23 protein-coding genes and 1 pseudogene are annotated in these 21185 nt (G+C 61.2%); 14 read left to right on the forward strand and 10 right to left on the reverse strand.

What is annotated here, in order from left to right; all coding sequences use genetic code 11:
- A pseudogene (locus tag KHO31_RS34450) lies at positions 1-561 on the forward strand (hypothetical protein); the annotation flags it as partial.
- Positions 562-575: 14 nt separating this feature from the next.
- Here KHO31_RS34450 and KHO31_RS34455 read toward each other — a convergent pair.
- Genes KHO31_RS34455 through tnpA form a run of 4 tightly spaced genes read right to left on the reverse strand, consistent with a single transcriptional unit; the run spans position 576 to position 3418 of the window.
- Complete coding sequence (locus tag KHO31_RS34455) at positions 576-1067, reverse strand: hypothetical protein (RefSeq protein ID WP_211625420.1); 492 nt, start codon at positions 1065-1067, stop codon at positions 576-578.
- Between the two features lie 13 nt (positions 1068-1080).
- Complete coding sequence (gene tnpC / locus KHO31_RS34460; RefSeq protein WP_211625422.1) at positions 1081-2595, reverse strand: IS66 family transposase; 1515 nt, start codon at positions 2593-2595, stop codon at positions 1081-1083.
- 59 nt (positions 2596-2654) lie between these two features.
- On the reverse strand, positions 2655-3002 hold the full coding sequence (gene tnpB, locus KHO31_RS34465) for an IS66 family insertion sequence element accessory protein TnpB (protein ID WP_154563997.1): 348 nt from the start codon (positions 3000-3002) through the stop codon (positions 2655-2657).
- On the reverse strand, positions 2996-3418 hold the full coding sequence (gene tnpA, locus KHO31_RS34470) for an IS66 family insertion sequence element accessory protein TnpA (RefSeq protein ID WP_211625424.1): 423 nt from the start codon (positions 3416-3418) through the stop codon (positions 2996-2998). Before tnpA ends, tnpB begins: the two co-directional genes overlap by 7 nt.
- A gap of 480 nt (positions 3419-3898) precedes the next feature.
- Here tnpA and KHO31_RS34475 point away from each other — a divergent pair, with 480 nt between their 5' ends.
- The 5 genes from KHO31_RS34475 to KHO31_RS34495 all read left to right on the forward strand — a co-directional run bounded on the left by KHO31_RS34475 (position 3899) and on the right by KHO31_RS34495 (position 5857).
- Positions 3899-4183 (forward strand): hypothetical protein, encoded by a 285-nt coding sequence (locus KHO31_RS34475; protein WP_211625426.1) that lies wholly within the window; start codon positions 3899-3901, stop codon positions 4181-4183.
- A gap of 219 nt (positions 4184-4402) precedes the next feature.
- Positions 4403-4852 carry a hypothetical protein gene (locus tag KHO31_RS34480; RefSeq protein WP_211625428.1) on the forward strand — a complete coding sequence of 150 codons (450 nt, stop codon included), beginning with the start codon at positions 4403-4405 and terminating at the stop codon, positions 4850-4852.
- 1 nt (position 4853) lies between these two features.
- Positions 4854-5120: a hypothetical protein gene (locus tag KHO31_RS34485; protein ID WP_211625430.1), complete on the forward strand. Its 267-nt coding sequence runs from the start codon at positions 4854-4856 to the stop codon at positions 5118-5120.
- Positions 5121-5298: 178 nt separating this feature from the next.
- Positions 5299-5559 carry a hypothetical protein gene (locus KHO31_RS34490; protein WP_211625433.1) on the forward strand — a complete coding sequence of 87 codons (261 nt, stop codon included), beginning with the start codon at positions 5299-5301 and terminating at the stop codon, positions 5557-5559.
- Positions 5560-5572: 13 nt separating this feature from the next.
- Complete coding sequence (locus tag KHO31_RS34495) at positions 5573-5857, forward strand: hypothetical protein (RefSeq protein ID WP_211625435.1); 285 nt, start codon at positions 5573-5575, stop codon at positions 5855-5857.
- Between the two features lie 55 nt (positions 5858-5912).
- Here KHO31_RS34495 and KHO31_RS34500 read toward each other — a convergent pair whose 3' ends face one another.
- Positions 5913-6938: a sulfate ABC transporter substrate-binding protein gene (locus KHO31_RS34500; protein ID WP_201072099.1), complete on the reverse strand. Its 1026-nt coding sequence runs from the start codon at positions 6936-6938 to the stop codon at positions 5913-5915.
- Between the two features lie 171 nt (positions 6939-7109).
- A complete protein-coding gene (locus tag KHO31_RS34505) occupies positions 7110-7712 on the reverse strand; it encodes an RBBP9/YdeN family alpha/beta hydrolase (protein WP_201072097.1) in 603 nt (200 codons plus the stop codon).
- Between the two features lie 280 nt (positions 7713-7992).
- On the opposite strand from KHO31_RS34505, the gene KHO31_RS34510 reads away from it, so the two are divergent.
- The 6 genes from KHO31_RS34510 (at position 7993) to KHO31_RS34535 (ending at position 12295) form a co-directional block, all read left to right on the forward strand.
- Entirely contained in the window at positions 7993-8934 is a 942-nt protein-coding gene (locus tag KHO31_RS34510) for a 2-hydroxyacid dehydrogenase (RefSeq protein WP_211625437.1), read from the forward strand.
- Between the two features lie 231 nt (positions 8935-9165).
- On the forward strand, positions 9166-10092 hold the full coding sequence (locus tag KHO31_RS34515) for a hydroxymethylglutaryl-CoA lyase (protein ID WP_201072092.1): 927 nt from the start codon (positions 9166-9168) through the stop codon (positions 10090-10092).
- Between the two features lie 53 nt (positions 10093-10145).
- On the forward strand, positions 10146-10667 hold the full coding sequence (locus KHO31_RS34520) for a YbaK/EbsC family protein (RefSeq protein ID WP_201072089.1): 522 nt from the start codon (positions 10146-10148) through the stop codon (positions 10665-10667).
- A 4-nt stretch (positions 10668-10671) separates the two neighbouring features.
- On the forward strand, positions 10672-10908 hold the full coding sequence (locus tag KHO31_RS34525) for a DUF1289 domain-containing protein (protein ID WP_201072087.1): 237 nt from the start codon (positions 10672-10674) through the stop codon (positions 10906-10908).
- Positions 10905-11378 carry a MaoC family dehydratase gene (locus KHO31_RS34530; RefSeq protein WP_201072085.1) on the forward strand — a complete coding sequence of 158 codons (474 nt, stop codon included), beginning with the start codon at positions 10905-10907 and terminating at the stop codon, positions 11376-11378. The genes KHO31_RS34525 and KHO31_RS34530 overlap by 4 nt, the downstream gene beginning before the upstream one ends.
- Positions 11375-12295, forward strand: a complete 921-nt coding sequence (locus tag KHO31_RS34535) for an MBL fold metallo-hydrolase (protein ID WP_211625438.1) — start codon at positions 11375-11377, stop codon at positions 12293-12295. Before KHO31_RS34530 ends, KHO31_RS34535 begins: the two co-directional genes overlap by 4 nt.
- Positions 12296-12657: 362 nt before the next feature.
- Here the strand turns inward: KHO31_RS34535 and KHO31_RS34540 are convergent, their stop codons facing one another.
- On the reverse strand, positions 12658-13557 hold the full coding sequence (locus tag KHO31_RS34540; RefSeq protein ID WP_201072081.1) for a DMT family transporter: 900 nt from the start codon (positions 13555-13557) through the stop codon (positions 12658-12660).
- Positions 13558-13671: 114 nt separating this feature from the next.
- Between KHO31_RS34540 and KHO31_RS34545 the strand changes: the two genes are divergently transcribed.
- Complete coding sequence (locus KHO31_RS34545) at positions 13672-14142, forward strand: Lrp/AsnC family transcriptional regulator (protein ID WP_201072080.1); 471 nt, start codon at positions 13672-13674, stop codon at positions 14140-14142.
- Positions 14143-14211: 69 nt separating this feature from the next.
- On the opposite strand, the gene KHO31_RS34550 is transcribed toward KHO31_RS34545, so the two are convergent.
- Positions 14212-15102 (reverse strand): alpha/beta fold hydrolase, encoded by an 891-nt coding sequence (locus KHO31_RS34550; RefSeq protein WP_201072079.1) that lies wholly within the window; start codon positions 15100-15102, stop codon positions 14212-14214.
- Positions 15103-15421: 319 nt separating this feature from the next.
- Here KHO31_RS34550 and KHO31_RS34555 point away from each other — a divergent pair, with 319 nt between their 5' ends.
- Positions 15422-16381, forward strand: coding sequence for an NAD(P)H-dependent flavin oxidoreductase (locus KHO31_RS34555; protein WP_201085893.1), 960 nt, complete (start codon positions 15422-15424; stop codon positions 16379-16381).
- A 58-nt stretch (positions 16382-16439) separates the two neighbouring features.
- Here the strand turns inward: KHO31_RS34555 and KHO31_RS34560 are convergent, their stop codons facing one another.
- Both KHO31_RS34560 and KHO31_RS34565 read right to left on the reverse strand, forming a co-directional pair.
- Positions 16440-20063, reverse strand: a complete 3624-nt coding sequence (locus tag KHO31_RS34560; protein ID WP_211625440.1) for a methylmalonyl-CoA mutase family protein — start codon at positions 20061-20063, stop codon at positions 16440-16442.
- A gap of 174 nt (positions 20064-20237) precedes the next feature.
- Complete coding sequence (locus tag KHO31_RS34565) at positions 20238-21176, reverse strand: LysR family transcriptional regulator (protein WP_201072075.1); 939 nt, start codon at positions 21174-21176, stop codon at positions 20238-20240.
- Between the last annotated feature and the right edge of the window lie 9 nt (positions 21177-21185).

The following is a 21185-nucleotide window of genomic DNA, read 5'->3' on the forward strand; positions in this document are numbered from 1 at the left end:
GCGCGCGTCTACATCAATAACCAGCTCACCGAAGACTGGGTCTACTTCTACGACACCACCGGCAATCTGGAGACCGCACAGAACCTCAAGACGCCGTGGCTGCGTGGAAACTTTGGGCGGGATGCTGCACACCGCGTAATGCTTCAATCCAGCAACGGTTTTACTGCCAGGATCACCTACGACCCACGCGGCCGCATAACGCGATTCAGATACGACGAGGCCGCTGCGCCGTCCAACGGCCAGGTGGCACGCGTTCTCAGCGTGGACTATGGCTATGCGGCAAATGGTGAACTGGTCTCCCGCAGCGGCACAGTGACGACGAACGGCGGTGCGCCCGTTTCGATCAGCAGCGACGAGATTGACCAGTGGCTCGATAACTACGAGGCGGGTATCAATCCGGTTGGGCCGCCACCGGGCACGCTCGGATGGGCGCGCTCACTGCTTCGGGCATCGTCGGAGCCGGGACTCATTCCGATCTGTATCGAGTGCATGTTCAATCCCGCACTGAGCTGGGGTTGGCAGATGTCCTCGGACAACGTATCCGTCAGCACAACCCGTTAGGGCAGTTTTCGCGGCTAAATGTCGACGATCTTTCGCAATAGAGAGTACGAAACGCGCCAGTGGCCATCGGTGTCATTGACGGCGACCGATGCGGTCTTGGCATTCAGCCTCACGACGACTCCGACGCGCTCGCTTAGGTGCTTGTCAGTGAAGCTAACTGTGTCACCGATGAAGAACTCTTCACGCTGCGTTCTCGGCGGCGGTGTCGGTTCAACGTGAGGCTGAACAGTCGAAGTTTCCGGGATGATCGCCGCATAGAGCACGCCCCAACGGCGTCGAGTTGTGCTGTCCTGAACCACTGCCTGTGTCTGGCGGAGTTCGACTATGGTGCCTTGCGCCGGCGGTCCAAGCGGGTTATCGCCGATGTAGTTAACGGCCATCCCCAGGTGCAGGCGTTGACGTATTTCGAGAATACGTCGGGGATCATCAAGCATTTTGCCGATAGCAAGATAGAGGCGATAAAGCTCGGCACTAGGCGCCTGCCGAAGCGAGTCGAGAATGTCCATGGTGTAGAGGTGTTTAACGGGCGAGCGGCAAGAGCTCGTGCACGCGATTGACGGGATACGACGGCAGTTTCTCAAGCGTTCGTTCGAGCCACGCATAGGGCTCGATATTATTAAGGCGAGCCGTTCCGATGAGTGAGTACATCGTTGCGGCCGCACGGGCACCTCGTGGAGACCCCGCGAACAGCCAGTTCGACCTTCCGAGGGCAATCGGTCTGATTTGGCGCTCAAGCGCATTGTTGTCTGGCAACAGGACGCCGTTCTCTGTATATCGGACAAGCGCCTCCCAATGTCGCAACGCATAACCGAAGGCCTTGCCGAGCGGGGCTTGCGGGAGCAAACCGATGCTGTTTGCGTCTAGCCATTGACGAAACTGTGCCAACATCGGCAACGTCTGCGCTTGCCGGGCCGCAAGCTTGATGTCCGGGGTTTGGTCTTTGACCCGTGATTCAATCGCATATAGCTTGGCGATCCACTGCAGCGCCTGCGCCGCGAGGCCGGGGTCTTTCTGAGTCTTGGCAATTTCGAAGAACCGTCGACGGCAATGAGCCCAGCATCCGACCTCAATAATGTCACCTCGCGCGTAAAGCGCGCCATGACCGCTGTACGCGTCGGCTTGCAGATAGCCGTTGTATTTATTCAGGTACAGCAGCGGATGCGCGCCCGCGCGTGACTCAGCGAACTCGAACACGACCGCCGGCGGGTGGTCGACCCAGACTCCGTTCTCGTTGCGCTGGCCCGCGCCCAGATAGCCCCATAATCGTGCTGTGCGCGTTGATGGGTGCCCTCGCTCAAGCAGAGGTAGCGTCGTGTCGTCCACGTGCATGCGCGGCGCCTTCAACTGGTGAGCGCGCAAACCAGGCAGCAGTACCGAGAGTAGCTCAGCAGATGCCAGCTTCCATTCGCACAACGTAGCGCGTGGCAAGTACACGCCACGGCGCGCGTAGCGCATTTCCTGTCGATTCAACGGCAGGTGATCGACATAGGTATTGACCAGGACATTGGCGAGCAGGCTCGCGCTCGCATTGCTCTTTGGCAGCGGCGACGGCTGAGCGCTTGCGGTCACGATGGTCGATTCGCCATCCTTCTTCGCCACGTATTTGAAGCGGATGTGCTCAATGACGGTGAGCTTGGACGGCTCGTAATGCAGCGTCTCGCTGCGCTCTTCGCCGATCCGTTCAAGCGTATCGAACGCCATCTTCTGTTCGTCGCTCAGATCGTATTCGATGCGTGTGCGCGGCAGGTCCTTCGGTAGCGCCGGACGCCCTTTACGAGTGTGACTCCCTACGGGAATGGCGTCGACCGCCGGCGGTGCCGGGATATCTGTTGCGGCATCGAACAGCTCGGCTTGGTCCGCCAGGCGCTCGGAACTCACGCCAAAGCGCGCACGGTTCAACTGTGCGATCTGATACTGAAGGATTTCCAACTGCTCCCACAACACCCGTGCGAGCCGGTTCTGTTCGAGCGCGAATGCTTGCAGCGCATCGGGCTCGACGGGAAGATCCGCGACAGTGACGGCGTTGGGTGGCATGTGCTCCATGATGCCTAACTCAAGCCACGTTTACAAGCTCGGGGCTGCGCTGGAGCACCTCACGTCACGCGCGTCACTGCCACGGTGTGGTGCGGCTCTCGCGCCGGAATCTCGATGCCTTCGAGCCATGCGTTGAGCTCGGCGAGCGTGAAGCCGCGCTGAGCAAGTAACGAGGGTGACGGGAAACGGCCTCTTTCAAGACGCTTATACCAAAGTGCGAAGCCGGTCCGGTCCCAATAAAGAATCTTCACTTTGGAGCGATCGCGCGCCACGAAGACAAACAGATTGCCCGATGCAGGCTTCTGCGCAAGTAGCGGCTCGACGAGATAAGACAGCCCATCGATCGCCTTGCGCATGTCGACCGGGTCGCGACAGATGTAAGCGCGAACGTCCGAGGCAATCAGCACCGGCCACCTCCGAGCTGTCCAAGCACAAATCGCACGATGCGCTCGGCGTGAACGCCGCTCAGTTCGATGCGAACGCCAGCGAGCGAGAGCGTCACCCCGTCACGCGACGGCGATACATCAGCCGCTGGCGTTGCAACAAGCGGCCTTGAGGGAGCCAGTTCACCATCCAGATTGGAAACGATGAATGCCGCATCCGCAGTAACCGCGAGTGGCTGTTTAATCTCTCTGACCGGGCTTGAGAGCTTCTTGCGCCACAGGCTGAAGGTGCTTACCGCCAGACCCTGTTCCCGGCAAAACCGCCGAGCGCCGACACCGCTCGCTTTCCAGGTGGTGACCATTTCGCCCCAGAACGCTTCCCCTTGCCGTGGGCGACGCGTACCCATCGCCGTTGCAGCCTTAATGTTCTCGTCTTCCATCGCATCGCCCTCGTTCTCACGAAAGCATCACCTTCACATTCGGGAAGTCGCGATTCAAGTTGGGATCCGCTGACGCTTACCGGACAACGACGACCCGTTCGGTATTGTCGGGATTGCCGGCACGATTCGTGGGGCGGTCAATGGGATCGCCAACCTGTGCAAGCCGACGCAGGTTACTACTGAGCAACTGTTGGCCGCAGCGAACAAACCACATAACAACACGGGTCTAAGTGGACTTGCGCGGTCGTGGGACAAGCACTCGCCTCGTGACTCCAATTACTATCCACCATTGAAGGGAAACATAGAAGAAAAAAATGCTACCGCGAGTAAGTGGGCCCGAGACATTCTTGAAAATCCGACCACTATAAGGAACGAACTGAGCCGTGGAGGGTTCGAATACCGAGCGCCAGACGGTACAGGAATGCGATTTGAGGGTGATGGTAGGTTTGTCGGTGTTTTAAATCCCAAACAGGTGCCGTGATGAAAACGCAGATGGTAAATAACGTCGAGCTGGTGTGGTCGTCTGCCCCTCTCGAATACGACTACGTAACGCTGGAGATCCTTTTAGACAGGGACCCCGTGGTCGTCGTCAATCGAGAAAAAGGGCTAGACAATCTTGAAGTTGAACTCTTTGGCCCGACGCCGACGGGTACGATGATGTACAAGCTTCCTCTCGAACGCTTAATAGACGCGCTCATCGAATGTCGCGATGGAATGAAGGGGTCCACGTGGAAGGAACCACCTGACGACAGCCCGAACGCATAGAGGCGTGACAACAGAAAGGGCGCGCAGATTCGCGCCCTTTCTTCAGATTGGCTTCCTTACGTCAGTTTTGCGCGGTCCCGGGTTGCGATTGACCAGTGGCTCGATAACTACGAGGCGGGTATCAATCCGGTTGGGCCGCCACCGGGCACGCTCGGATGGGCGCGCTCACTGCTTCGGGCATCGTCGGAGCCGGGACTCATTCCGATCTGTATCGAGTGCATGTTCAATCCCGCACTGAGCTGGGGTTGGCAGATGTCCTCGGACAACGACGACCCGTTCGGTATTGTCGGGATTGCCGGCACGATTCGTGGGGCGGTTGGCGGGATCGCCAATCTGTGCAAGCCGACGCAGGTCACTAAAGATGAACTGCTGGCGGCAGCGAATGAGGCGCACGCGGCTGGGCAGTTGATGAGCAAGGCTGGCAGAGCGGCCACCAAGCACCCGGAATATTTCGGGTTCCGGTCAGCCGAAGATTTGCGTCAGACCTATCGGACCACGGACCAGCTAAACCAATTGGCATCCGACGCAGTAAGAAACGCATTAGATAATGGCGTGCGCACAACAGGTATAGGGGGGCGCTACGCGGATGGATGGGTGACCTATACTCCTCCTACCGGACCTTCGGCAACTTTCTATTCAAACGGCGACTTCATCGGATTCAGGAAATAAATTGGCTACTCTCTATTTTGAGTTATTTGCTGACGTCACCGCCGCGCACCCATACATTGCTGTCCATCTTTTTGAAGATGGCGAGTCTTACGACCCCGGCAAGTTCAATCCCTTCATGGAACTTGCAGTTGAAAAGGACAACAATCTTTATCTTACGGTCTATAAGACTGACAAAGCTCAGATCTTGACCGTCGATCAATGGGACGAGATTTCGAGGCGCGCACGCGCCTATCATGCGGAAGTTCTAGCCAGCGGAGAGGACTGGTAACGCTACGGGAGGACTGAAAGTGGAAGGTGCAAGAAATTGCGCCTTTTCATTTTTGCGGCATAGTGGCCGCGACGGCATGGAGCTTCACCGATGATCAGCACTTCCTCGAACTGATGGATCGAATTGTCAAATTACATCACCTCGTGCGTCAAGCGACCCTCCTTACGCTGGATTTGAGATGAGCAAACTTGAAATTGTCTGGTCGTCTGCTATGGACGAATATGAAGAGTTGACCCTCGAAGTTCTGCTGGACGGTTATCCTGTTGTTCGTGTCAATCAGGAAAATGGGGTGGAGAATCTTGTGGCAGAGTTAGGTGGACCCGAACCGGACGGCTCGATGGCTCGCAAAGTTCGTCTCAGCGAATTGATTCAGGCTTTGATCAGAATTGATCAGTTGATGCATGCACCTAAACCGGGAGCGCCAATCGACGATGCCTAATCAAGGATGCGCTATGAAAACTAAGATAGTCGAACGAGTGGAAACCGTTTGGTCATCGGCACCTGACGAATACAACTTTGTGACATTGGAAGTATTGCTAGACAGAAATCCGATTGTTGTCATCAATCGCGAGAAAGGACTGGATAATCTTGAAGTTGAATTATTCGGACCGACCCCGAACGGCACTATGGTCTACAAGTTATCGTTAGACCGCCTGATAAACGCCCTGACAGACGGTCGCAAGGGAATGTTAGAGTCACCTTGGACAGGTCTTCCCGAGGGCCACTCGAGCAAATAGTAGCTTAGAAAAAGAAGGCGCGAGCAATCGCGCCTTTTCACATCGATCCGAAAATTTACTTCTTGTCGACAATGATCTGATCGAACGTCCCACCATCAGAGAAATGCGTTTGCTGCGCTTTCTGCCAACTGCCGAACATCGCTTCGACGGTGAAGGTCTTGATCGGATTGAACTCAGCCGCATGCTTCGCGAGCACGTTCTTGTCGCGCGGACGCAGATGATGCTGCGCAATGATTTCCTGCGCGGCCGGCGACCACAGATAGTCGAGATACGCCTGCGCTTCCTTGCGCGTGCCGCGCTTGTCGACCACCTTGTCGACGATCGAGACCGGCGGCGCAGCCAGCAGACTCACCGACGGATACACCGCTTCGAAATTGCCCGCGCCCACACCCGTGTCGATCAACGACACTTCGTTTTCGAACGTCACCAGCACGTCGCCGATGCCGCGTTGCGTGAACGTGGTCGTCGCGCCGCGGCCGCCCGTGTCGAGCACCGGCACGTTCTTGAAGATCGCCTTCTCGAAGTCGAGCGCCTGCGCGTCGGTGCCGCCGTGTTGCTTGCGATAACCCCACGCGGCCAGATAGGTGTAGCGGCCGTTACCCGAGGTCTTCGGATTGGCGATCACCACCTGCACGCCGGGTTTGGCTAGATCGTCCCAGTCCTTGATGTGCTTCGGATTGCCCTTGCGCACGAGGAACACCATCGTAGTGGTGTACGGAGCGCTGTCGTCCGGCAGGCGCGCGCGCCAGTTGGCGGGGACCAGTTGGCCCTTCTCGGCGAGCAGGTCGATGTCGTTCGGCTGGTTCATCGTCACGACGTCAGCCTGCAGCCCCTGCAATACCGACAGCGCCTGCGCGCTCGATGCACCATGCGACTGGCGAATCGACACGGTCTCGCCGCTCTTCTGCTTGTATGCCGTGATGAAACCGGCGTTGATGTCTTTGTACAGTTCGCGCGTCACGTCGTACGACACGTTGAGCAGCGACGTGTCTGCGTGTGCCGTCGAGATGCCGCCGAGCGCGAGCGTCATTGCCGTCACGCCGGCCGCCAGCCAGTGCGATGTCCCCGTCTTGCCTGCCATCTTGTCCCCGCTTATCGATGATGAAAATCTGTGGCCGCACCGGTGTGCGGCGTGAAGCGGGATTCTAACGGATCGCTTACTAGTTCACTCAAGCTCAATTACGCGTTCAGTCATGCGCCTGGTTGCTCGAAAATTTGCCCACCGCTCGCCCCCAAAACGCCGGGCGAAAACTCAGACGAACGCGTGCTGCGCTACCTCGAACGCTTCCTCGCGAAAACGCAGCGGCGCCGCGCAATGCACCAGCGTATCGACAAAATACTTGGCACGCGGCCACGGGCCGAATCCCGCCGCCGTGTTGATGTGTCCCGCGTCGCCGAGATTGACGAACGCGCTGCCGAAACGCTGCGCCAGATCGCGCGAACCGGCGAGCGGCATCCACGGGTCGGTTTCGCTGCCGATCAGAATCGACGGCACGCCGAGGCGCCGCGCGTCGAACGGTCCAGCGAAGGTGAATTTCTCCGGGCTCGCAGGCGCGACGAACAGCACGCCGACCACATCGTTCGCATACGACGCCTGCTGCAACGCATGCGCAGTTGCAAGGCAACCGAAGCTGTGCGCGGCCAGTACGAATGGTCCACGTTCGCGCGCGAGCAGATCGCGCAGCGACCTCGCCCAGACGGCGACGTCCGGCGCGTCCCAGTCGGCCTGTTCGACGCGCAATGAGCGCGCGAATTGCCGTTCAAGCCACGTTTGCCAGTGCGCGCCCTCGCTGCCGTGCAGGCCGGGAACGGTGACGAGCCGCGGCGGCCATGTCGATTTGGTGCATGAAAGCATGTCAGTCCCTCGCTGCCGGAATCCGGGAAGTGATTGTCCCGCCAGGCGCCGCAAGGGCGAACCAAGTTTTTGTGCTTTGTTTATGGGGCAAATGTCCGCAAAAACCGCACGCCCGTGCGCAAACGCACGCGATTCGCGCCGAAAAAGTAGAATGAAGCCTATCCATAAAAGGAGGAGGCCCCATGCCGCAAGCGTCATCTGAGGCGTCGCGGGCGATACTGCCGTACTTTCGGGCCTTTTCCGCCAACAGACTCGATAACGCATGCGCCTTCCGGACCGTATGAAAATCCTCTTCTACATGCCGCATGCCGATGCCGCCGCGTGGCTTCATGACTTCACTCGCGCGCTGCCGGAAGCTGAGCTGCGCGAATGGCAGACGGGTGACACCGAACCAGCCGATTTCGCGGTCGTGTGGCGTCCGCCACGTGAGATGCTGGCCGGCCGCGACAATCTGCGCGCGATTTTCAATCTCGGCGCGGGCGTCGATGCAATCCTCGCGCTCGAACATGAGCAACCCGGCACGTTGCCGCGCAACGCGCCGCTGATCAGACTCGAAGACACCGGTATGGCCCCGCAAATGGCGGAGTATGTCACCCATGCCGTGCTGCGCTACATGCGCCGCTTCGATGAATATCAGACACTGCAAAGCGAGCGCCGTTGGCATGTACTCGATGCCCATCCGCGCGAGACCTTCACCGTCGGCGTGCTCGGCATGGGCGTGCTCGGCGCGCATGTCGCACAAGCGCTCGCGGCGTTCGGCATGCCGGTGCGCGGGTATAGCCGGAGTGCGCGGCAAATCGACGGCATCACGACCTTCGCGGGCGCTGCAGAGTTCGATGCGTTTCTCGACGGCGTGAAAGTGCTGGTGAATCTGCTGCCGCATACGCCAGATACAGGCGACGTGCTGAACCAGCGCACCTTCTCGAAGCTCGCAAAGGGTGCGTATCTGATCAACGTTGCGCGCGGCGGCCATCTGGTCGAACCGGATCTGCTCGAAGCGCTCGCAAGCGGCCAACTCGCCGCCGCGACGCTGGACGTGTTCCGTGAAGAACCGTTACCGCCCGATCACCCGTTCTGGCAGGAGCCGCGAATCACGATCACCCCACACATGTCCGCGCTCACCTTGCGCGAAGAGAGCGTCACGCAAGTTGCCCAGAAAATGGCGGCGATCATGCGCGGCGAAACGGTGAGCGGCGTAGTCGATATCGAACGTGGATACTGAGCACACTTATTGAGCACGAGTGTTGAACACCATAGGATCGAACTGAGGGAACACCGCCACGTGCGGGCTCATTGCATGGGACCGGAGTAATGCGCTAAAGCGCAAACTCCGGTCGACCGCTTTGCATGGGACCGGAGTAATGCGCTAAAGCGCAAACTCCGGTCGACCGCTTTGCATGGGACCGGAGTAATGCGCTAAAGCGCAAACTCCGGTCGACACAGGAGAGACATCATGGCCTTGCCCCAACACGTCAAAATCGTCGAAGTCGGTCCGCGTGACGGACTGCAGAACGAAAAAGAATTCGTCCCTACCGCGATCAAGATTGACTTGATCAACCGCTTGTCGGCAGCGGGGTTCCGTAACGTCGAAGCGGCATCGTTCGTGTCGCCGAAATGGGTGCCGCAAATGGCCGATGGCGCCGACGTCATGGCCGGCATCGAGCGCTGTGCCGGCACGATCTACTCGGTGCTGACGCCGAACCTGCGCGGTTTCGAAGGCGCGCTTGCTGCGCGAGCGGACGAGATCGTGATCTTCGGCGCTGCCAGCGAAGCGTTCTCGCAGAAGAACATCAATTGCAGCATCGCGGAAAGCATCGATCGATTCGCGCCGGTCGCGCAGGCGGCGAAGGAACATGGCTTGCGCATTCGCGGCAGCGTGTCGTGCGCGCTCGGTTGTCCGTATCAAGGCGAAGTGCCGGTGGCCTCGGTGGTCGATGTGGTCGAGCGTTTCGCGGCCCTCGGCTGCGATGAGATCGATATCGCGGACACGATCGGCGTCGGCACGCCGAAGCGCACGCGTGAAGTGTTCGAAGCCGTCACCAAGGTGTTTCCGCGCGAACGTCTGTCGGGTCACTTCCACGACACCTACGGTCAGGCGCTCGCGAATATCTACGCCGCGTTGCAGGAAGGCATCGAGATCTATCATGCCTCAGTGGCAGGACTCGGCGGCTGTCCGTATGCGAAGGGTGCGACCGGCAACGTCGCGACCGAAGACGTGCTGTATCTGATGAACGGCCTCGGCATCGAGACCGGCATCGACCTCGCGCAAGTCGTGGCGATCGGCGATTTCATTTCGACGTCGATTGGCAAGCCTAACGTCTCGCGCGCCGGCAAGGCACTGCTCGCCAAAGCACGCAGCGAACAGGCCAACTGTGTTTGACGCTCGCCACTCAATTCGCCACTCATCTCGCCCCTCTCTCAGGACCTGAAACGATGACGGACCACGCTTCTCCCGATTCCGACGATCTCGCCGCGTTGCCTGACTCCGCACGCCGCGTCGCCCTGTTGTTGCGTGAACGCGGCCACTCGGGACGGATCGTGATGCTGCCGGAAACCGGCAAGACCTCCGCGGAAGCCGCAGCCGGTCTCGGCTGCTCGGTTGCGCAGATCGCCAAGTCGATCCTGTTTCGCCGCCGCAAAGACGATACACCGGTACTGGTGGTCGCGAGCGGCGCGAATCGCGTCGACGAAAAGAAGGTCGCGGCGCAAGTCGGCGAGATCGACCGCGCGGATGCGAAGTTCGTTCGCGAGAAAACCGGGTATGCGATCGGCGGCGTGTGCCCGATCGGCCACGCCACGAAACCGGTCACGCTGATCGATGCCGATCTGCTGGAACTCGACAGCCTGTGGGCCGCTGCGGGTCATCCGCATGCGGTGTTCAATCTGACCGCGCAGGAACTGATTGATCTGACGGGTGCACCGGTGATCGACGTGGCGCTGCGCGAGACGGCATGAAGCTATGACCGCGGGCATCGATAACGAAGACGACGAGGCCGCCGTGCCGTCACCTTGCATCAGCGTGTGCAGGATGGACGCCTCGACCGGCTGGTGCGAAGGCTGCTTGCGCTCCATCGACGAAATCGCCGGTTGGTCGTCGTTCGACGACGACGCGAAGCGCGCAGTCTGGGACGCGATCGAGGAACGCCACGCGGCATTCATGGCCAACCAGGCAAACCTGGTGAAGGCGCAACGATGAACGCCGCGCCGCGCATTGTGACGATCGGCGAGACGTTCCATTCGACATTGGCGTTATCGGTGGAATCGGTGAAATCGTTCGCCGCGCTCGTCAACGACTTCAATCCCCTGCATCACGACGACGCCTACGCCGCGCAAAGCCGCTTCGGGGGTTTGATCGCATCCGGCACGCAACCGACCGCGCATTTCATGGCGCTGCTGGCGACGCATTTTTCGACCTACGCGCAGCCGCTCGGACTGGAGTTCGATATCAAGCTGAAGAAAGCCGTCCACGCGAGCGACACGCTGACGATCACCTGGCGTGTGCGCGATGCGTACTGGAAGCCGAGTCTGAACGGCGACCTGACGCATCTGGAAGGAAGCGTGATAAACCAGCGCGGCGAGACGATGTTGATCGGCACCTCGACCATCCTGGTGATGCCGAAACCCGAAGCATCGGCGGCTTCAAACGTGAGCACGAAGACCTCATGATCAAGCTACCGGAATCGATCGGAGTCTTCGAACGCGGCTGGCTTTCGTCGAACAACGTGTTGCTGGTCGACGAGACGTGTGCTGCCCTCGTCGATACCGGTTACGCGACACACGCGCCGCAAACCGTCGCGCTCGTGAAGCAAAGGCTCGGCGCGCGGCCGCTCGATCTGATCGTCAACACGCATCTGCATTCGGATCACTGCGGCGGCAACGCGCTATTGCAGTCGACATGGCCGTGCCGTACTGCGATTCCCGCATCCGAAGCCGACGCGGTGCGCGATTGGGACGAAACCCGTCTGACGTTTGGCGCCACCGGTCAGACTTGCGAGCGCTTCACCTTCACCGAGACCATCGGGCCCGGCGCACAACTGCGGCTCGGCTCGCTCGATTGGCAAGTGCTCGGCGCGCCTGGCCACGATCCGCATTCGTTGATGCTGTATTGCCCGGACGAACGCATCCTGATCAGCGCGGACGCGCTGTGGGAAAACGGCTTCGGCGTGATCTTTCCCGAGCTGGAAGGTGAAAGCGGTTTCGCCGAGGAACAGGCGGTGCTCGAAGCCATTGCGAAGCTCGACGTGCGGCTCGTGATTCCCGGCCACGGATCACCCTTCACGAATGTCGAGCAAGCGCTTGAACGGGCGTTTTCGCGGGTCGCGTGGTTACGCGCCGATCCGGCGCGTAACGCGAAGAATGCGCTGAAGGTGTTGATTGTGTTCAAGCTGCTCGAAGTCCGCGCGATGAGCTTCGACACGTTGCTTCAGATGCTCGATGATGCCGCCGCGATGCGCGCCGCCGCCGCGATGCTCAAGCCGCGCGGCGAATGGTCCATGTTGGTGCGCGCGATCGTTGAGGAGTTGGCGGCCGGGAACGGCCCACTGGAAGTCGATGGCGAGCGCATCGTCGCGCGCCAGGCGTGAGGCGTGTGGGATAAGCGGTCGCGCTGCAGGCGAGTAAGCGAAAGGCGGCCAACAAAACACCAAAACCGTCGCTACAAAAAGAAAGCCGCTCGGCCATCAAGGCGAGCGGCGGAAATTCTGTCGGACGTGATCAGCGTCGGTACGAATGATACGCGTGCCAGTTTTTTGACCGCATCAGTGATTTCCCTACAGAAGCTTGACGCCGCCTTTTAAACCCGCATACAGACGACGCTACGAAGCCTCGTAGTCGCGCGAGTGGGACGTCATTGATCCGTCTATATGGACAATACAGCGCGCCCGTTACTCCGGAATCCGTACTATTTACCATTACCAGGAGGTCCATCGGCGCCGCAGCCATTACGTCAGGTCGAAGACAGACGTTTCTGAGGCACGATCCGCCAGCCGAGATTCACGCCGGCGGCCGCGAACAGGATCAGCACCGCACCGAGCACCTGAATCCACGCGAGTTTCTGCCCGAACGCGACCCGGTCGACGATGATCGCGACCACTGGATAGATGAACGACAACGCACCGGTCATCGAGGTCGGCAGCTTCTGGATCGCGCCGTAGAGCAGCACGTACATGAGCCCCGTATTGACGACACCGAGCACCAGCAATTCAAGCCACTGCACGCCGCTGGTCGGCAGCGCATCGAAGCGCACGAACGGCGCCAGCATCACGACACCTAGCGACACCTGGATCAGGGCGATCAAATGCGGCGGGGTGCCCTTCAGGCGCTTCGTGATGATCGACGAGACCGCATACATCGCCGCCGCACCCACGGCATAGGCGACACCGACCAGATACTGCCCCGGCACCGCCAGCACGGCCGGCTCGACCTTCACCACAAACACGAGACCAATAAACGCGATCAGCAGCCAGGCCACCGTCGACGCGCTGATGCGCTCACGAAACACCAGCGCGCCGAGCGCGACCAGCATGAACGGCTGCGTGTTATAGACGGCGGTTGCCATCGAGATCGAGGCGCGCGAATAGGCCGCGAACAGCAACACCCAGTTGATCACGATAGCCGCGCCGCCTAGCAGCGCGAGGCCGAGCATCTTCCACGAAAAAAGCTTGCGCCTGAACAGGCCGAGCACGGCGCACACGAGCGCCAGCGTCGCGCCGCCGAAGATGCAGCGAAAGAACACCACATTGAACGGGCTCTGCTGCGACGACACCACCAGCCAGCCGATGGTGCCGGACATCAGCATGGCCATGGTCATTTCCGCCGCGCCGCGGCGAATCTCATTTGACGCCATGATTCGATCCTCGAATTGATTCCTGCATGAGGAGCAGTGTAATTAATCCGGCTGCCCGAATACATGGCTAAACTTAAGACTTCCTGCGAGGAAACCTAATATTCGAAGGCCATCATGACAAAACGCCTTGCTCCCGTCACGCCCGCCACACTCGACGAAACCGACCGCGCGCTGCTCGCCGCGCTGGCGTCGGATGCTCGCCAACCCGTCAGCGAATTGGCACGGCTGGTGGGCCTCTCGGCGCCGAGTACGGCCGAACGCGTCCGACGGCTCGAAGCGCAAGGCGTGATCGAGCGCTTCACCGTGCAAATCGATCCGCGCGCGCTCGGCTTCACGCTACAGGCAATCGTGCGCGTGAAGCCCTTGCCCGGGCAGTTGCATCTGGTAGAAGACGTGATCCGGCGGATTCCGGAGTTTGTCGAATGCGACAAGGTCACGGGCGACGACTGCTTCATCTGCCGCCTGTATCTGCATTCGATCGACCAACTCGACGAGATTCTGTCGAAGGTCACCGAGCGTGCGGAGACGAGCACTGCAATCGTCAAGTCGACGCCGGTTGCGCGCCGGTTGCCGCCGCTAGGCTGAGCGAAACGCGCAGCCGCATCGCCTCGCGCCTGGGCGAACGACGGCCGCATTGCGTATGAACGAAGCCCCTTACTGTTCGACCGCTTCGAAGAACGACAGCATTTCAGCGACCAGTTCGTCCGGCGCCTCTTCAGGAATGTAATGCCCGCACGACAATGGACGGCCGCTCACGTCCCGCGCGACGTGACGCCATTCCGCCAGCGCGTCAAAGCACTTCTCGATCACACCCTTGTCGCCCCACAACACCCGCAGCGGACAACCGATCTTGTGGCCACGCTCGATGTCGGCGCGGTCGTGTTCGAGGTCGATGCTCGCCGACGCCCGGTAGTCCTCGCACATCGCATGCACGGCGCCGGGTTGCGCCAGCGCGCTGCGATACGCGTCGAGTGCTTCGGGCGCGAACGGCGCCAGGCCCGCGTGACGGCTGCCCATCACCGCATCGACATACGCGGCCGGGTTCGCACCGACCAGCGTCTCCGGCAGCGGCGCCGGCTGAATCAGGAAGAACCAGTGGAAGTAATACGTCGCGAAAGCGCGGTCGGTGGCTTCGTACATCGCGAGCGTCGGCGCGATGTCGAGCAGCATCAAACGCTCGACTGCGTCGGCATGATCGAGCGCCATCCGGTGCGCGACCCGGGCGCCGCGATCGTGTGCGCACACGAGGAATCGCTCGAAGCCGAAGTGGCGCATGACGGCGACCTGATCGGCCGCCATCGCGCGTTTGGAATACGGCGTGTGATGGGCGTCGCTCGGCGGTTTGCCCGAGGCGCCGTAGCCGCGCAAGTCGGTGGCGATGACGGTGAAGTGTTCCGCCAGTTGCGCTGCGCACCGCTGCCAGATCAGATGCGACTGCGGATGGCCGTGCAACAACAGAAGGGGCGGCCCCGCCCCACCCTTCACTCCGAAAATATCGACGTCGCCCACGGCAACGCGAAAGGGCGTGAAATCCTCGAAGGCCATAGCGGGTCTCTCGTCGTTTGGTTGTCCAAGCATTGTAGGAGCGCAATGTGTCGACGCGGGGTGGGATAGCCCACGCAAACATAGAACCTGAACACTCCTTCCAACTGTTCTAAACGGAGCTGACGAACACGCCCGCCGTGATTCGCCTATAATCGAACGATCGTTCTTAAATTACGGGCGACCGTGGCAAATGTGGGGTGAGATCGCGGCGGCAGCATGACGCTGGTCAGTCTCGACGCACCACCGGCCATGTGCCGCTAAACTCATCATCGCCGGGCGCTCAACGCCGCACCGGTCCGCTCATCAGGAGACTCGCATCATGGCATTGCCCGCCGTCCTGCAAAAACTCGCGCTGCCCGTCGTCGCCTCGCCGATGTTCATCGTCAGCTACCCCGACCTCGTGTTAGCTCAATGTAAGGCCGGCATTGTCGGCTCGTTCCCCGCGCTGAATGCTCGCCCGGCCGAACTGCTCGACGAATGGCTCACGCAGATTCAGGCGCAGCTTGCCGAGCACAAAGCGGCTAACCCCGACGCGATCATCGGACCGATCGCCGTCAACCAGATCGTCCATCAGTCGAATACGCGGCTCGAGCACGACGTGCGTGTGTGCGTCGAACACAAGGTGCCGATTTTCATTACCAGCCTGCGCGCACCGGCGCGTGAGATCGTCGACGCGGTGCATAGCTACGGCGGCATCGTGTTGCACGACGTGATCAACCTTCGGCATGCGCAGAAAGCGCTGGAAGCGGGCGTCGACGGGTTGATCCTGGTGGCGTCGGGTGCCGGCGGCCATGCGGGCACGACCTCGCCGTTCGCGCTGGTCGGCGAAGTACGGCGCATGTTCGACGGCCCGATCGTGCTGTCCGGCTCGATCGCCAACGGCGGCTCGATCCTCGCGGCGCAAGCCATGGGCGCGGACCTCGCCTACATGGGCACGCGTTTCATCGCGACCAAAGAAGCGCACGCGGTCGACAGCTATAAGCAGGCCATCGTCAATTCCACGGCGTCGGACATCATCTACACGAACCTGTTCACCGGCGTGCACGGCAACTACATCCGTGAAAGTATTCTGAACGCGGGGCTGGACCCGGACGCGCTGCCGGAATCGGATAAGACCGCGATGAATTTCGGCAGCGACAAGGCGAAGGCATGGAAAGACATCTGGGGCGCAGGCCAGGGCGTCGGCTTGATGGACGATGTGCCGAGCGTTGATGAGCTGGTTCGGCGCTTGACGAAGGAATATAACGACGCGAAAGCGCGGCTTGGGATTGCGCGATAGGTGCCCGATTAAGGCGTTGTGCTGCGGCTCGATTCTGGAGCCGCAGCACGTCCGGCACTCACATATTGCGGCGGTACTGCCCGCCCACTTCAAACAACGCGTGCGTGATTTGCCCTAGCGAGCAGACGCGCACGACGTCCATCAACACCGCGAACACGTTGTCATCGTCGATCACTGCGCGCTTCAGGCGTTCGAGCTCGGCCGGTGCATCTTCACGGTGTTGCGCCTGAAAATTGCGTAGACGCTTCAATTGACTCTGCTTTTCTTCGTCGGTGGAGCGGGCGAGTGCGATCGGCTGCGGCGCTTCGTGCGGATGCGCGCTCAAAAACGTGTTCACGCCGACGATCGGATATGAGCCGTCGTGCTTGCGATGCTCGTAGAGCATCGACTCGTCCTGAATCCGTCCACGCTGATAGCCGGTTTCCATCGCGCCGAGCACACCGCCGCGCTCTGTGAGCCGATCGAATTCCGCCAGCACCGCTTCTTCCACCAGATCGGTCAACTCCTCGATCACGAAGCTGCCCTGATTCGGATTCTGATTCTTCGCGAGACCCCATTCGCGATTGATGATCAATTGGATCGCCACCGCACGGCGCACCGAATCTTCGGTGGGCGTGGTGATCGCTTCATCGAATGCATTGGTGTGCAGCGAGTTGCAGTTGTCGTAGATCGCGATCAGCGCCTGCAGCGTGGTGCGGATATCGTTGAAGTCGATCTCCTGCGCATGCAGGCTGCGGCCCGAAGTTTGCACGTGATACTTGAGTTTCTGGCTGCGCTCGTTCGCGCCGTAGCGTTCGCGCATCGCAATGGCCCAGATGCGTCGCGCGACACGGCCCAGCACCGTGTACTCCGGGTCCATGCCGTTCGAAAAGAAGAATGACAGATTCGGCGCGAAGTCGTCGATCGACATGCCGCGCGCGAGATAGGCCTCGACATAGGTGAAGCCGTTCGCGAGCGTGTAGGCCAGTTGCGAGATCGGATTCGCGCCCGCCTCGGCGATGTGATAGCCGGAGATCGACACCGAATAGAAATTGCGCACGCCATGATCGACAAAATACGCCTGGATGTCGCCCATGACTTTCAGGCTGAACTCGGTCGAAAAGATGCACGTGTTCTGGCCTTGGTCTTCCTTCAGGATGTCGGCTTGTACCGTGCCGCGCACGTTTTCCAACGCTGTGCGGCGAGCGGCGGCAAGTTCGTCTTCCGTGAGCGGACGGTCTTGCTGCTGAGCCATGCGCGCGATCTGCTGATCGATCGAGACGTTGAAGAACATCGCGAGAATCGTCGGTGCCGGGCCGTTGATCGTCATCGATACCGACGTCTCGGGCGCGCACAGATCGAAGCCGTCGTAGAGCGCTTTCATGTCCTCGAGCGTGGCGACGGAGACGCCCGAGTTGCCCACCTTGCCGTAGATGTCGGGGCGCTCGTGCGGCTCTTCGCCGTAGAGCGTGACCGAGTCGAACGCCGTCGAAAGCCGTTTGGCCGGCATGCCTTCGGAGAGCAATTTGAAACGGCGGTTGGTGCGGAACGGATCGCCTTCGCCGGCGAACATCCGGGTCGGATCTTCGTTTTCGCGGCGGAATGGAAACACGCCGGCAGTGAATGGAAAGTAGCCGGGGAGATTGTCGAGCATCAGCCAACGCAGGATCTCGCCATGGTCGACGAACTTCGGCAGCGCGACTTTGCGGACCTCGGAACCGGACAGTGTCGTAACGGTGAGCGCGGTATGAATTTCGCGGTCGCGGATACGGACGATGTGTTCGTCGCCGGAATAGGCGGCAACGGTTTGCGGCCACGCTTCGAGCAGCTTGCGCTCGCGCTCGCCTAGGGTGGCGGTGCGTTGAGCAATGAGTGTGTCGAGTTGAGTTCGCGGCGCGTTTGCGGCGCTCGCCACGGCGCCTGAGCCTGCGGAAGGAGTCGCACCGATGCCTGTGCCTGTGCCTGTGCCTGTGCCTGTGCCTGTGCCTGTGCCTGTGCCTGTGCCTGTGCCTGTGCCTGTGCCTGTGCCTGTGCCTGTGCCTGTGCCTGCATCAGCTTCGCCGAGCATCCGGCGCGCTTCGGTGAGCTGCCAGCGCTCACGCGCCACGCGTGCTTGCGCGTCGGCACGTTCGCGGTACGCGTGAACGGTCTGCGCGACATCCGCCAGATAGCGCACGCGTGCCGGCGGCACGATGGCGTTGCGGCCGCTCGAAAAACGCAGGTGGTCGAGCATCGGCAGCCGGCCTCCACCGGAACGCAAGCCACGCGTGCGCAGCGCCTCGGCAACGTGCTGATACAGCGCGGTCACGCCGTCGTCGTTAAAGCGCGAGGCGATCGTGCCGAACACCGGCATCGCACTGGGTGCCTTCGCGAAATCGCCGCGATTGCGCTGCACCTGCTTGGCGACATCGCGCAACGCATCCTGCGCGCCCTTGCGATCGAACTTGTTGATCGCGACAAAGCTGGCGAAGTCGAGCATGTCGATCTTTTCCAACTGGCTCGCTGCGCCAAATTCCGGCGTCATCACGTAGAGCGATTCGTCGACGAACGGCACGATCGCCGCATTGCCCTGCCCGATCCCGGACGTCTCGACAATGATCAGATCGAAGCCCGCAGCCTTGCATAGCGTAAGCACGTCAGACAACGAGTCGGTGATTTCACTCGACGCTTCTCGCGTCGCCATCGAGCGCATGTAGACGCGCGCGCCACCACCCCAATTGCCGATTGCGTTCATGCGGATACGGTCGCCGAGCAGCGCGCCGCCGGATTTGCGGCGCGACGGGTCGATAGCCAGCACGGCGATGGTGAGGGCGTCGCCATAGTCGAGGCGAAAGCGGCGGATCAGTTCGTCAGTGAGTGAGGATTTGCCGGCGCCGCCGGTGCCGGTGATGCCGAGGACAGGCACCTCGATCGCCTCAGCGAGGACCGATAGTGCTTCCTGCTCGGCCGATTTGACGCGGCCCGCCTCGTACGCGCTGATCAGTTGCGCAAGGCGGCGGAAAGTGAAGGCAGCGGGGTCTGGCCGTTCGGCGGTACGGGTGACGTCGGCGATCTGGTTGACGTAGAGGGCGCCGCCCTCCTGAGGCGTGTTGCCGGAAAGATCGCGCGCGTGGGCGTGATCGTCGCCACGCGTCTCGACGCGCGATTCTGCGCGCGACTCGAAACGCGGCAGCCCACACGCCGACAAATCGGCCACCCATTCGCCAACCGGACTCTCCCGTGCGGCGGCGGCGGCACGAGCGACGTCAGCGCAGCGCGCAATCATGTCGTCGATCATGCCTTGCAGACCGAGCCGCTGGCCGTCATGCGGCGAATAAATCTTCTCGACGCCATATCGTTCGAGCTCGGCAATTTCTTCGGGGACGATCACGCCCCCGCCACCGCCGAACACCTTGATACGCTCGCCGCCACGCGCACGCAGCAGATCGACGAGATAACGGAAGTATTCGTTGTGGCCGCCCTGATAGCTGGATACGGCGACGCCGTCGGCGTCTTCGTGCAGTGCGGCGGTAGCGACTTCTTCGACCGAGCGGTTGTGGCCGAGGTGGATCACCTCGACGCCGCTCGCTTGCAGGATGCGCCGCATGATGTTGATCGACGCGTCGTGGCCGTCGAACAAGGCAGCAGCGGTGACGAAACGCAGGCGCCGGCCAGCGGGTAGCTTGTGGCCACCGGCGCGCTGCGGCGTGGACAGATCAGTCATGTCTCCCCCAGATCGTTACGCGTATGGATGCTGGCAACCAGTATAGCTAAACGGGGCCTGGCGCCTGATCGGGCTGGCCGCGCTGTTCAGCGGGTTGTGCGCCCCAGCTGGCGTGTCCGCGCAGCGGATCTGCGATTGACAGTCCACTTGTCCTGGCTGCGCCGCGCAACGCGTCTATCGCACCGCCAGCGCCCTGATCTGTTCGAGCGAAGGCCAGAGCGATTCGTTCGCAAACCGCTCGGCGAGGAAGTCGACAAACGAGCGCACCTTGGCCGACAGATGCCGGCGGCTCGCGTAGACCACATGGATCGGTAACTCGCGCGGCGGCACGTCGTCCACCAGCAGCGGCACAAGGCGCCCCGTGGCAAGATCGTCGCCGATCACCTCGGTGCCGAGCATCGCGATGCCCGCGCCTTGCAGCACGATTACCCGCTGCGCCTCCAGGTGGTTGACGATCAGATTGCCGGACAGACGCACGCGCGGCGAGCCGTCGCCGGTCGCGGTTGCGATTTCCAGGGGCGCCACGCCTGCGTATTGCAGGTAGTTGTGGCGCGCCAGATCGGCGACGGTCTTCGGCGTGCCATGCCGGCGCAAATAGGCTGGCGACGCGCACAGCACCAGATGGGCAGTCGCGATCTGCCGCGCGATCAGCGAAGACGACTTCAGCCCGCTAGGCGAAGCCCGGATCGCAACGTCGAAGCCTTCGTCGATCAGTTCGACCACGCGATCGGATAGGGTCATGTCGACAGTGACCTGCGGGTACTGCGCGGCATAGTCGGCCACTGCGGCCATCACGTGGCTCAAGCCGAACGCCGACAACGACGACACCCGCAAGCGCCCTTGCGGCACGACGCTCGCTGCGCCGACCACCTGCTCGGCTTCTTCGAGTTCGGTGAGGACCTGGCTCAGGCGCTCGTAGTATTCGCGGCCCGCCTCGGTCGGCGCGACACGCCGCGTGGTGCGGTTCAGCAAACGCGCGCCGAGCTGCTGTTCGAGGTGCATGACGTGCTTGCTCGCCATCGCCGCCGACATCTCCATGCGTTCGGCCGCGCCGACAAAGCTGCCGACCTCGACCACATGGCGAAACACTTTCATGCTGACGAGGGTATCCATCTCAATCGC

The sequence above is a fragment of the Paraburkholderia domus genome (assembly GCF_905220705.1).
GTDB classification, from domain to species: domain Bacteria; phylum Pseudomonadota; class Gammaproteobacteria; order Burkholderiales; family Burkholderiaceae; genus Paraburkholderia; species Paraburkholderia domus.

Coding starts and splice junctions, on each gene's coding strand:
- KHO31_RS34455 (WP_211625420.1), bottom strand. CDS start 1,067: ATGGACATTCTCGACTCGCTTCGGCAGGCGCCTAGTGCCGAGCTTTAT.
- tnpC (WP_211625422.1), bottom strand. CDS start 2,595: ATGCCACCCAACGCCGTCACTGTCGCGGATCTTCCCGTCGAGCCCGAT.
- tnpA (WP_211625424.1), bottom strand. CDS start 3,418: ATGGAAGACGAGAACATTAAGGCTGCAACGGCGATGGGTACGCGTCGC.
- KHO31_RS34475 (WP_211625426.1), top strand. CDS start 3,899: ATGAAAACGCAGATGGTAAATAACGTCGAGCTGGTGTGGTCGTCTGCC.
- KHO31_RS34480 (WP_211625428.1), top strand. CDS start 4,403: ATGTTCAATCCCGCACTGAGCTGGGGTTGGCAGATGTCCTCGGACAAC.
- KHO31_RS34490 (WP_211625433.1), top strand. CDS start 5,299: ATGAGCAAACTTGAAATTGTCTGGTCGTCTGCTATGGACGAATATGAA.
- KHO31_RS34495 (WP_211625435.1), top strand. CDS start 5,573: ATGAAAACTAAGATAGTCGAACGAGTGGAAACCGTTTGGTCATCGGCA.
- KHO31_RS34500 (WP_201072099.1), bottom strand. CDS start 6,938: ATGGCAGGCAAGACGGGGACATCGCACTGGCTGGCGGCCGGCGTGACG.
- KHO31_RS34505 (WP_201072097.1), bottom strand. CDS start 7,712: ATGCTTTCATGCACCAAATCGACATGGCCGCCGCGGCTCGTCACCGTT.
- KHO31_RS34510 (WP_211625437.1), top strand. CDS start 7,993: ATGAAAATCCTCTTCTACATGCCGCATGCCGATGCCGCCGCGTGGCTT.
- KHO31_RS34515 (WP_201072092.1), top strand. CDS start 9,166: ATGGCCTTGCCCCAACACGTCAAAATCGTCGAAGTCGGTCCGCGTGAC.
- KHO31_RS34520 (WP_201072089.1), top strand. CDS start 10,146: ATGACGGACCACGCTTCTCCCGATTCCGACGATCTCGCCGCGTTGCCT.
- KHO31_RS34525 (WP_201072087.1), top strand. CDS start 10,672: ATGACCGCGGGCATCGATAACGAAGACGACGAGGCCGCCGTGCCGTCA.
- KHO31_RS34530 (WP_201072085.1), top strand. CDS start 10,905: ATGAACGCCGCGCCGCGCATTGTGACGATCGGCGAGACGTTCCATTCG.
- KHO31_RS34535 (WP_211625438.1), top strand. CDS start 11,375: ATGATCAAGCTACCGGAATCGATCGGAGTCTTCGAACGCGGCTGGCTT.
- KHO31_RS34540 (WP_201072081.1), bottom strand. CDS start 13,557: ATGGCGTCAAATGAGATTCGCCGCGGCGCGGCGGAAATGACCATGGCC.
- KHO31_RS34545 (WP_201072080.1), top strand. CDS start 13,672: ATGACAAAACGCCTTGCTCCCGTCACGCCCGCCACACTCGACGAAACC.
- KHO31_RS34550 (WP_201072079.1), bottom strand. CDS start 15,102: ATGGCCTTCGAGGATTTCACGCCCTTTCGCGTTGCCGTGGGCGACGTC.
- KHO31_RS34555 (WP_201085893.1), top strand. CDS start 15,422: ATGGCATTGCCCGCCGTCCTGCAAAAACTCGCGCTGCCCGTCGTCGCC.
- KHO31_RS34560 (WP_211625440.1), bottom strand. CDS start 20,063: ATGACTGATCTGTCCACGCCGCAGCGCGCCGGTGGCCACAAGCTACCC.
- KHO31_RS34565 (WP_201072075.1), bottom strand. CDS start 21,176: ATGGATACCCTCGTCAGCATGAAAGTGTTTCGCCATGTGGTCGAGGTC.